The organism is Coleofasciculus sp. E2-BRE-01, from assembly GCF_040221695.1.
GTDB lineage: Bacteria > Cyanobacteriota > Cyanobacteriia > Cyanobacteriales > Coleofasciculaceae > Coleofasciculus.
On record NZ_JAVKEA010000031.1, the window covers coordinates 1 to 6,965 of the forward strand.

General features: G+C 46.4%; 4 protein-coding genes. 3 read left to right on the forward strand and 1 reads right to left on the reverse strand.

Annotated elements, in window-relative coordinates; genetic code table 11:
• Positions 1–282: 282 nt before the first annotated feature.
• Complete coding sequence (locus RIG66_RS03500) at positions 283–450, reverse strand: hypothetical protein (RefSeq protein WP_446375255.1); 168 nt, start codon at positions 448–450, stop codon at positions 283–285.
• 59 nt (positions 451–509) lie between these two features.
• Between RIG66_RS03500 and pyk the strand changes: the two genes are divergently transcribed.
• The 3 genes from pyk (at position 510) to RIG66_RS03515 (ending at position 6,542) form a co-directional block, all read left to right on the forward strand.
• A complete protein-coding gene (pyk, locus tag RIG66_RS03505; protein ID WP_446375257.1) occupies positions 510–1,943 on the forward strand; it encodes a pyruvate kinase in 1,434 nt (477 codons plus the stop codon).
• Between the two features lie 521 nt (positions 1,944–2,464).
• Complete coding sequence (locus RIG66_RS03510) at positions 2,465–3,604, forward strand: DegT/DnrJ/EryC1/StrS family aminotransferase (protein WP_446375259.1); 1,140 nt, start codon at positions 2,465–2,467, stop codon at positions 3,602–3,604.
• On the forward strand, positions 3,591–6,542 hold the full coding sequence (locus tag RIG66_RS03515; protein WP_446375261.1) for a hypothetical protein: 2,952 nt from the start codon (positions 3,591–3,593) through the stop codon (positions 6,540–6,542). Before RIG66_RS03510 ends, RIG66_RS03515 begins: the two co-directional genes overlap by 14 nt.
• Positions 6,543–6,965: the final 423 nt, after the last annotated feature.

Genomic DNA, 6,965 nt, shown 5'->3' on the forward strand with positions numbered 1-6,965 from the left:
AATGTGGCTTAAGTTGACACCCATGGGCACTGCCGTGCCCTTACTAGATAGAAATCAAACGTTGTTAGCCAGTTATTCATGGTTAGAACCGGAAGATGTACACGCTTGTTTACTCTATGCGCGTGGGTTCATTGCTGATAATAACGTTTGATTTCTATCTAGTAAGGGCACGGCAGTGCCCTTGGGTGTCAACTTAAGCCAATTTACCCACGATTGGATACTGGGTGTGGGTTTTGGGGTGTGGGTTTTGGGGGAAAGCGAGAAATTTTGGGGAGCTATGTATTAAACGGAACCTGTTTGAAAATAACTCTGTGTATGAATAGGTGATGTGAATGGTGGTAGGTGTGAGGTTTGTTCGCCTCCAACAGACAAGTCCATCCTGACACCCGACACCCGACACCCGACACCCGACACCCGACACCCGACACCCTTGCTCAACCGAGCTTTCACCTTAAGTTGACACCAATGGGCAATGCCGTGCCCCTACCGCAATTTAGGGATAATTGATAATGAAACCTTTAACCAATCGTACTAAAATTGTTGCTACCATTGGTCCTGCGAGTAATTCACCTGACATCCTCAAGGAAATGGTGCAAGTGGGCATGAATGTGGCACGGTTGAACTTCTCTCATGGTAGCTACGATGACCATGCTCATACCATTTCTTTGCTACGTTCTATTGAAGAGGAATTAGATACACCGATTACGTTACTCCAAGACTTACAAGGACCAAAAATTCGAGTCGGTAAACTGCCTGATGCAGGACTTAACTTAGTTCAAGGAGAATCCATTTCCTTAGTTCCCGTTTCTGAATTCAATCATCAACCGAAAACGGTGGCTATCGACTATCCCCACCTAGCTCAAGAAGCGGAACCCGGAGTGCAGATTCTGCTGGATGATGGACTCTTAGAACTGCGGGTTGAGGACATTGACGGTAATACCGTTAAATGTGAAGTCATCGAAGGCGGGTTACTCAAAAGCCGTAAAGGGGTGAACCTGCCCGGATTGAGCCTAAATCGCCTACCCTCTATGACAGACAAAGACCAACAAGATTTAGAATTTGGCATTGCTCAAGGGGTTGACTGGGTGTCCTTAAGCTTTGTTCGTTCTGCGGAAGATATTCGTACTCTCAAAGGATTTCTCCAGCAACACAATGCCTCATCCCTACCTGTGATTGCCAAAATCGAAAAACCTCAAGCGATCGCGAACTTAGAAGCCATTATCAATGAGAGTGATGGAATCATGGTAGCACGGGGCGATTTGGGTGTGGAAATGAGTCCGGAAAAAGTCCCATTTCTGCAAAAGAAAATTATTCGGATATGTAACCAAAAGGGGATTCCGGTAATCACAGCCACCCAAATGCTCGATAGTATGATTAATAATTCCCGTCCAACTCGTGCTGAAGCCAGTGATGTGGCGAATGCAATTATCGATGGCACGGATGCGGTGATGCTTTCTGGGGAGTCAGCCGTGGGAAAATATCCACTTAAAGCTGTGACCATGCTAGCCCGTATTGCTACGGATGTGGAACCGGAAATTAAGTTTGTTAATTATCCCCCAGCCGCAACCAATGAAGCCAATGCCCTCAGTGAAGCGCTCAACACGATTGATAAAATTCTGGATTTGCGCTGTATTGCTGCTTTCACCAGTACCGGTCATACTGCCAAACTAGCCGCCGCAGAGCGTCCAGGAGTTCCTGTTATTTCTCTGACGCCTAATCGGAAAGTTTACCACAATTTGAATTTGGTTTGGGGGGTAAAACCATTGTTACTCGAGCAAGAAGTTGAGTCCTTTGAAGAGTTAGTGAATCAAGCCCAAACTCAGTTACTAAAACGGAATTTGGTGGTAGCTGGAGATAAAATTTTAATTATCGCTGGGATTCCGACAAAAGTCTCAGGCGGGACTAATTTGCTCAAGATTCATACGATTAGCGCTGAATCCTAAATCTGGGTTAACTACGGTTAGCCTGTTGGGTAACGCTTACGCTCTACCCAACCTATTTGCTGTTGCCTCCCCTCCCCTCCTGACAGGTGTAGGTTTTTTACTTGAGGGTGGGGACAAGACAAGGAGGACAAGGATGGAAAGAAGACAAGGGGGAAAAACCGTACAGCATTTTGTTCGGTCAAGCTAACTTCTAAAAGCCGAAATGCCCGATTTTTCGTTCTCACTCTTCCTTGTCTACTGGTCTACCTGTCTACCTTGTCTTACCTAAACCTCAATCTTAAAAAACCTACCCTTGTGAGGGGGGGAGATGGGGGAGATGGGGGAGATGGGGAAGATGTTAGCTGTTGGCGTTATTTCTGCCTTCTTGTACTAGGTTTAGCGGCATGATTGAGCGTCTCAAGACTTATCATGATTGCCCACTTCCACTCTCAAAGCGATGGATTGAGGAAAGTACACATCAGCAGGATTCCCTTTTTCGGCAAAATTTGATTTATTGGATAAAAACCTCTAGGTGTAAGCGAGTGAATCACATTCCCCCTATTGATCTGGCACGACAGTATAAACACATTGAAAACCAAGTCAGTGTAGCTGTTCAGGAGATACTCACCTCCGGACGTTACGTTGGTGGGCTTGCGGTTCAAGGCTTTGAGGAGCAATTTGCGGCGTACATGAATACCAGCGAATGCGTCGCCTGTAACTCTGGCACAGACGCCTTGTATCTGGCACTGCGAGCCTTAGAGATTGGAGCAGGGGATGAGGTGATTACCACGCCCTTCACGTTTATCGCCACGGCGGAAGTGATTACCCGGGTGGGGGCGACACCTATTTTTGTGGATATTGATCCCCAAACCTTTAATCTTGACGTTGATCAGATTGCGGCGGCGATTACCCCGAAAACGAAGGCGATTCTGCCCGTTCATTTGTTTGGACAGCCTGTGGATATGACGGCGATTATGGATATCGCCCAGGCGCATGATTTAGCCGTCATTGAAGACTGCGCTCAAGCAACGGGCGCGGAATGGGCGGGACAAAAGGTGGGTAGCATTGGGCATATTGGCTGTTTTAGCTTCTTTCCCACCAAGAATTTAGGGGCTTGTGGGGATGGTGGTGCTGTGATTACCAATGACCCAACCCTGGCAGCTACAATCAGAATGTTGCGGGAACATGGAATGCGCGATCGCTACCACCACGAAGCGACAGGGATCAATAGCCGTTTAGATGCCCTACAAGCGACCATTTTACAAATCAAATTAGGTTATCTTGATCAGTGGAATCAAGCACGCTATCAGATCGCTGATCGGTATCACCAGTTATTACAACCTGCTCCCGGAATCGCCTTACCTCAAGAAACTCTAGGAAGCCATACTGTCTGGAATCAGTACACGATTCGTCTAACTCAAGACAGCCGCAGCAGTGACTATCGAAATCACATCCGCCAAAATCTGCAACAGATGGGCATTATTTCGATGGTTTATTACCCTCTACCGTTGCACTTGCAGTCGGTTTATCAGAGCTTAGGGTATCAAGTGGGTGATTTTCCAGTTGCTGAGCAAGTGTGTCACCAAGTTTTGTCTCTACCTATATTTCCAGAATTGTCCTTTGAGGAACAACAACAGGTTGTTTATGGTTTAAAGGATTGCTTGATTAGTGCGGCTCAATAACCGTCGCTATCTCCACGTATTCGCGCAGGATAAACCCGTTATCGTAGTCTGGCGTGGCGAGTTAGGTCACAATAAAAAATATCAGCCACCCGGTCAACGGATTAATTTTGTGCGAGTTGTTCTCGTCTACCTCACCCATAGTGGTGGATTGTTGACCATCTGTTTCTTGATTCACAGATGGATACCGACTCTCAGGGAACCCCTCTGGGCGACTCTATTCTTGGCGCTGATGGTGGCAGAATGGAATCTTAGCACAGGGCAAATTGTAGAGCCGAATCCCCCATTCCCTAGCATTCAACAAATTTGGTCTCGCAGTTGCTGGCATCTGGGTTTTGTGCTAGCCGGACTCAGTTATGTCTTGCTAGCCGATGAGATCTTTATTGACCTATTTTTTGTTCCCGCTTCTATGCCACCTTGGGGACTCTTATGGCTATTAACCCCGTTAAGCTTAACCGACATTGCTAGCCGAAGTACGCGATCGCGCCAAGGCAACAAAGAGGCTAATTCCTTCCCCAGAGAGTCACTCAACGATTCCCTGATTAATCCGTGGTCATCGGTAGACAACACTGAGTTAGACTCAGATTCTACTCCCAATCAGGAGCTAAACTCAAGGCAAATCCAAGTATTTTGGTGGAGTGCGATCGCCTTATTTCTCGTCCAAGGGCTAACCCTATTCCAGCCGGATATCAGTCTCATCGGTTTGGGTGTTGCCACTTTCGTGATGTTTATCAATAGCTGCTATCTCAAGCAACCCTTAGCCGCCGCGATCACGATTGGATTTAGCCTAAGTTTTGGTGCAGTATATCTGGGACAAGGCATTGCCGGATTACCCCCAGTGTCTTCTGCTGATTGGTATTGGGTGGGCGCGATCGCAATTTTCGGATTATGGCTGCTACGTGCTGGCTTAACGCCTCAGTCTAGCAGGCTAGCTCAATTGTACGCTCAAGCCTGCGATCGCTGGGCAATGGCTTTGTCTACTACGGAACTAGGACTACTGACGCTGCAAAGCGCCAATATGTATCTAGAATTCATTCCATCCAGTTGGCAGTACCTGAGTGCATCAATGCTCATTGGTGGTGCTATTCTTTACCGATATTGGCATTCTTTTCCCAAATTCAGTATTTACGGCATTAGTTGGGCAATAGAATTGACAATAGCTAATGCGATTGTACTGCTTAATGGTTCATCCTTAATCCTTGGTGCTGCGAACATTATCCTGGCATTTGTAACACTAATTCTTAACCGTTGGTGGTTTGCCCGTTTAGGTGGGGAAGACGGGGAGCATTTAGAGACGTACCATGGCACGTCTGGAAGGTGGAGAGAAAATTGGCAAGAGATACTGGAATATTTACCCTTAGTCTATGCCATGATTGGCATTAATTTGCGCTTTTCTTATTTCACTCCCTATACAGGGTTGCTCACCCTAGGCGCGGCTTTAACAGGCATTATCCTAGGGCGTCGCCGTACTCAAGCCAAAGGTATCACCTATCTTTTCCTAGTAGGTATTTCCCTTGCCTGGTACGAATTGGTAATTTATTCTCTGATTGGCATTAGTTTACGCTTTTTTTATTTCACCCCCTATACAGGGTTGCTCACCTTAGGTGCAGCTTTAATCGGTATCAGCGTAGCGTATCACCGTACTCAAGCCAAAGGTATTATCTATCTTTCTCTGGCAGGTATTTCCCTGGCTTGGTATGAACTGGTGATTTATCAGATACTGCAAAGCGACGGGGGAAATCCTGGGAATGGCTTGATTATTTTAGCGTTAGTCACGGCTGTACTCTGCGGTATTTATCGTTCACTCGCCTGGTTTTTGCGAAGGCATTGCCTGTTCCAAAGAAACGTATCGAGCGATCAGGCTACACTTTTTCATATCAGCGTCACCCAAATCGAAATTACCGCCCACATTCATTGGGCAATGGGTAGTGTCTTGATGGTTATAGCGGCTGGGATGTCTGTGGGAACCCCGCCTAACCTGATGGGATTAGTTGGACTTGTTCTTAGTTTGATACTGGCTAGTTATGCGTTTTTCCAAGGAAATTTACGAATTCACCAACGCCAGTTTTCGTCCCCATCTCCCCTATCTCCCTCATCTCCCCCATCTTCCCCATCTCCCCCATCTTTCCCAAAGTCTGACATCTGGATATACGCCGGATTAACCGAGGTTGTCGCCATTGGTATTTATGCGCGTTTGATGTGGACACCGTTAAGCCTATTTGATCCTTGGCGAACCATCATTGCAAGTCTATTCGCGATCGCGGTTTATCAAACGTCCTGGTGGCGGTGGGGATGGAATGATCAGCCTTGGCAAAGATACGCCACGATATTGCCTCTTCTGAGCATTTTAATCAATCCTCAAACCCTCTCTTCTTTTAATTTATTGGTTCTTGCAGCTTTTTATGCCTGGGTCACCAATTGCCAATCTAATTTACGGTGGACATACTTAACTTTATTTTTCATCGATTGGGCAATTTGGCGTGTTTTGCAAAGCCAGCAGGTTACTGAACCCTTAGCGTATGCTGCCGTGATTGGTTATTTTTTTCTCTACATTGCCCAAGTTGATCCAGAATTAAGATTACCGCAAAAACGGAATTGGCGTCACTACATCCGCTTACTGGGTAGCGGCATAATCTGTTTGGTGGCGTTAGGGTTTCATCAAGACGTTGGACTCATTCCGGGAATCATTAGTCTGGTTGCTATTGTGGCGGGATTAGGACTGCAAGTTCGAGCATTTTTAATGGTTGGAACGGTAACATTTATTTTTACAGTATTCTACCAGTTAGTCTATTTGGGTTTTCGCTACCCATTCTCTAAGTGGATTATGCTCATAATTGCTGGCATTATTTTTATCAGCCTAACCGCTAACATTGTCAAGGGACGTGAGCCAATTCTTGACCTTGTTCAAGATTGGATCGATCAATGGCGAGAATGGGAGTAGACAAGACAGAGGTATTCGCCACAGGTATCGTCACCTTTAAGATACTGCTAGTCATTAACTGAGGGATAAGACTCCTCCCAAAGCCCCTGCCCGAACCTCTCCCTAGCCCTCTCCTACAAGGAGAGGGAAGCGGAATATATTTTTTTATTTGGAGGGGCTTTGATGCTCCCCCTTCCGTGCAAAAAAAGCGAAGCATCCTCTCCCATCGAACAAAAAGCGAAGCATCCGTTGGCTTCCCCCTTTTGAAGGGGGACGGGAGGGGGATCTAATAGGGGGGAATGAGCTCACAAGGGTAGGTTTTTTACCTGGACGGTATAATGGAGGTAAGACTTGGAAGACCTGGAGGGAAAGTGGACAAGGAAGAAGACCAAAAAAGCATCAAAACTCATGAAGATCTAATTATTTATCAAAAAGCGTTTGATG